A 4,119-nucleotide genomic window follows, 5' to 3' on the forward strand; every position below is an offset into this window, starting at 1 on the left:
CATTGGATATCTATGTCTGTTTGTTGTGCCCTTCATCTTTTTTGATATTTATTTTTTTAAATCCTACAATTTTATAATCTTTTATTCAATATCAGAATTTTATTCTATTTTTAACTTGACTGTGCCTGGCCAGCCTATAAAGGTTAATATAGATAAAAGTGGCTCTAATACTTCTGCTTTGAATTCAATCAATAAGCCATTATCTGAAGAAGACCAAATAGAAATTAGGCAGAACAAATATCTCAACAATAGGATAGAAGGCGATCACAGATTTATAAAGAAACGAACTAGGCCGATGCTTGGCTTCAAATCCTTTAGAAGTGCCGCCAGAACTATTGCGGGAATAGAACTGTTGCACATGATTAAAAAAGGACAACTTGCTGACAATGACAATTATAATTCTGACTTTGATAAATTTCTTTCACTAGCTGCTTAATGGAAAAATATACAAATAATTTGAAAATTTTTACATCATATTACAGATGCGACAGAACCATTATATCCTTTGTTGGCAAACCTATCTTCAATTTTTCTTAATAACATACTGCCCAAACCCTTGTTCCGATATCCTAATTTTACACATATATCTTCAATATGAATTGCATCAAATTCAGTGTACCCAAGCAATATCGCTACAATCTGTTTATCCTCATCTTTTGCAATAACAGAAAATTCTTGATAGTTACAAACTACAGCATAACTAGATTCATAATCAACCATCCACTGCTGCACTGTTTTTCGCAAACCAGGCACTATACAATCAACGTACTCAATCAAAAAATTTGACATATGATAATTTTTTCTTTCGTAACTAAAAAAAGCCTAGTTTATAGGAATGGCAACGACCTACTCTCCCATGTCTTAAGACAAAGTACCATCGGCGAAGAAGCTTTTCACTTATGAGTTCGGAATGGTATCAAGTGTTTCATCTTCTCTATGATTGCCACACCAATAAACTAGGCTTTTAAATAAGATATTGTTTTTTACTCCTTTAGAGGAATTCCACAAACAAAAATTACACTATATACGCACTATGTAATTAGCAAAATTCAATTGTGCTATTAGTACTGGTCAGCTTAATAAATTACTTTACTTACACTTCCAGCCTATCAACGTGATAGTCTATCACGGCACTATGGGGAAAATTAGTTTTGAGGTGGGTTTCCCGCTTAGATGCTTTCAGCGGTTATCCCTTCTATACTTAGCTACTCAGCATTGCTCCTGGCGGAACAACTGATACACCAGAGGTATATCCAACTTGGTCCTCCCGTACTAAAGTCAGATCCTCTCAATTTTCCTTACACCCACGGCAGATAGGGACCGAACTGTCTCACGACGTTCTGAACCCAGCTCGCGTACCACTTTAATTGGCGAACAGCCAAACCCTTGGGACCTTTTACAGCCCCAGGATGTGATGAGCCGACATCGAGGTGCCAAACGAACTCGTCGATATGGACTCTTGGAGTTCATTAGCCTGTTATCCCCGGAGTACCTTTTATCCGTTGAGTGATGGTCCTTCCACTCAGAACCACCAGATCACTATGACCGACTTTCGTCTCTGCTCGACTTGTCAGTCTCGCAGTCAGGCAAGCTTATGCCATTGCACTCTTAGGGCTGATTTCCGACCAGCTTGAGCTTACCTTCGCACACCTCCGTTACTCTTTAGGAGGTGACCGCCCCAGTCAAACTACCCACCATACACTGTCTCAGACCTGGATTCACAGATCTTGGTTAGATATCAAGAAGTAAAAGGGTGGTATTTCAAGGATGACTCCATCACAACTAGCGTCGTGACTTCAAAGTCTACCACCTATCCTACACATTTAATTCCTAATATCAATGTAAAGCTATAGTAAAGGTTCACGGGGTCTATCCGTCTAACCGCGGGAACTCCGCATCTTCACGGAGAATTCAATTTCGCTGAGCTAATGTTGGAGACAATGGAGAAATCGTTACGCCATTCATGCAGGTCGGAACTTACCCGACAAGGAATTTCGCTACCTTAGGACCGTCATAGTTACGGCCGCCGTTTACTGGGGCTTCAGCTTGAAGCTTGCACATCTTACTTTAACCTTCCAGCACTGGGCAGGCGTCAGACCCTATACTTCCTCTTTTGAGTTCGCAGAGCCCTGTGTTTTTGATAAACAGTCGTTTCTCCCTGGTTTGTGCCACCTAGACATAGTTGCCTATGCTAGGTCATCCTTTTCCCGAAGTTACGGATGCAATTTGTCTAGTTCCTTCAACATTATTCACTCTACGCCTTAGTATACTTTACCTGTCCACCAGTGTCGGTTTGGGGTACGGTCTATAAGCTAAAGCTATTTCCTGGAAATTCTTGATTGCACTATGAATCCAATAACACAGTACAACTTCCAAACTTCGTCACTTTTAGCAGGCTCACGAATATTTACGTGATTCCCATCGACTACGCTTTTCAGCCTCATCTTAGGGACCGGCTAACCCTGCGAAGATTAACTTTACGCAGGAACCCTTGGACTTTCGGCGGGAATGTTTTTCACATTCCTTTACGCTACTCATGTCAGCATTCTCACTTGTGATATCTCCAGCAAATTTCGCAATTCACCTTCACAGACTTACACAACGCTCCGCTACCGTTCATAGTATGAATACTACAAACTCATATCTTCGGTGTATAATTTTAGCCTCGTTACATTTTTGGCGCAAAGTCGCTAATAGACTAGTGAGCTATTACGCTTTCTTTAAGGGATGGCTGCTTCTAAGCCAACCTCCTAGTTGTTTTGGCGTCTTCACATCCTTTCACACTTAATTATATCTTAGAGACCTTAGATGATGATCTGGGCTGTATCCCTCTCGGCTATGGACCTTAGCACCCATAGCCTGTCTGCTGTTCTATATTCATTAGTATTCGGAGTTTAGTTAGGTTTGGTAAGGCTTTTGGCCTCCCTAGCCTATCTAGTGCTCTACCCCTAATGATAAACGAACAACGCTCTACCTAAATAGATTTCGCGGAGAACCAGCTATTTCCGAGTTTGATTGGCCTTTCACCCCTAGCCACAAGTCATCCCACAATTTTGCAACATTGACGGGTTCGGTCCTTCATTGGGCATTACCCCAACTTCAACCTGCTCATGGCTAGATCACTCGGTTTCGGGTCTAATGCAACTAACTATATTCGCCCTATTCAGACTCGCTTTCGCTGCGGCTACACCTAACGGCTTAACCTTGCTAGATACACTAACTCGCTGACCCATTATACAAAAGGTACGCCGTCACACGCCTTCTTTCCGAAGAAAGAATTATGCTTCGACAGCTTGTAAGTGTTTGGTTTCAGGTTCTATTTCACTCCTCTTATCGAGGTTCTTTTCGCCTTTCCCTCACGGTACTAGTTCACTATCGGTCAACAAATAGTATTTAGGCTTGGAGGGTGGTCCCCCCATATTCAAACAGGATTTCGCGTGTCCCGCCTTACTCTAGCTTTTAATAATCTTTACCTATACAGGATTATCACCTTCTATGATTATTTTTTCCAAAATATTCTAGTTATAATTATTAAAAGACTGGCCTTTTCCACGTTCGCTCGTCACTACTAGCGGAATCTCGGTTGATTTCTTTTCCTCTGGGTACTAAGATATTTCAGTTCTCCAGGTTCGCTTTTTAAGACTATGAATTCATCTTAAAATATCAAGTAAACTTGATGGGTTTCCCCATTCGGAAATCTACGAATAAACGGTTATTGGCACCTACTCGTAGCTTATCGCAGCCTATTACGTCCTTCATCGCCTTTTGTTGCCTAGGCATTCACCAAACACTCTTATTATAATTTTGCTATTACAAATAGCGCATATAGAGTAATTTTTGTCTCAGCTTGTTGTTAAAAACAATATCTTATTCACTTTTTCAAAGAAATTAGTATGAAAGTTATATGCAATAGTTTCAGGTTAGTCAACAGATATTTACTAATTTTATCAATTAAACTTAATAAAAATTTTTTTATAAAAATTTATTAGCACTTAAAGACCATTGCATAATAGGCAGAAAGAAACATATATGATAGAATGAAAAGATAAGTACATACGAAAGAGGAGGCAAAATGTCATTTTTAGTAAGAGAAGCAGAAGAACGTATAGAGAAGAGTAA

At 40.0% G+C, this 4,119-nt stretch carries 2 protein-coding genes and 2 rRNA genes; 1 reads left to right on the forward strand and 3 read right to left on the reverse strand.

The annotated features are described in order from the left end of the window. On the forward strand, positions 1–436 hold a 436-nt coding region (locus L8D11_RS03915), incomplete at its 5' end, for a transposase (RefSeq protein WP_236870370.1). 35 nt (positions 437–471) lie between these two features. Here L8D11_RS03915 and L8D11_RS03920 read toward each other — a convergent pair. The 3 genes from L8D11_RS03920 to L8D11_RS03930 form a co-directional block, all read right to left on the reverse strand. Continuing rightward, positions 472–789, reverse strand: coding sequence for a GNAT family N-acetyltransferase (locus tag L8D11_RS03920; protein ID WP_236870371.1), 318 nt, complete (start codon positions 787–789; stop codon positions 472–474). A 44-nt stretch (positions 790–833) separates the two neighbouring features. Continuing rightward, a 5S ribosomal RNA gene (rrf, locus tag L8D11_RS03925) occupies positions 834–948 on the reverse strand. A 92-nt stretch (positions 949–1,040) separates the two neighbouring features. Further along, positions 1,041–3,808 (reverse strand): 23S ribosomal RNA (locus L8D11_RS03930). Between the last annotated feature and the right edge of the window lie 311 nt (positions 3,809–4,119).

Source organism: Candidatus Bandiella numerosa (assembly GCF_021811875.1).
In the GTDB taxonomy this organism is placed as follows: domain Bacteria; phylum Pseudomonadota; class Alphaproteobacteria; order Rickettsiales; family Midichloriaceae; genus Aquirickettsia; species Aquirickettsia numerosa_A.

Coding starts and splice junctions, on each gene's coding strand:
- L8D11_RS03920 (WP_236870371.1), bottom strand. CDS start 789: ATGTCAAATTTTTTGATTGAGTACGTTGATTGTATAGTGCCTGGTTTG.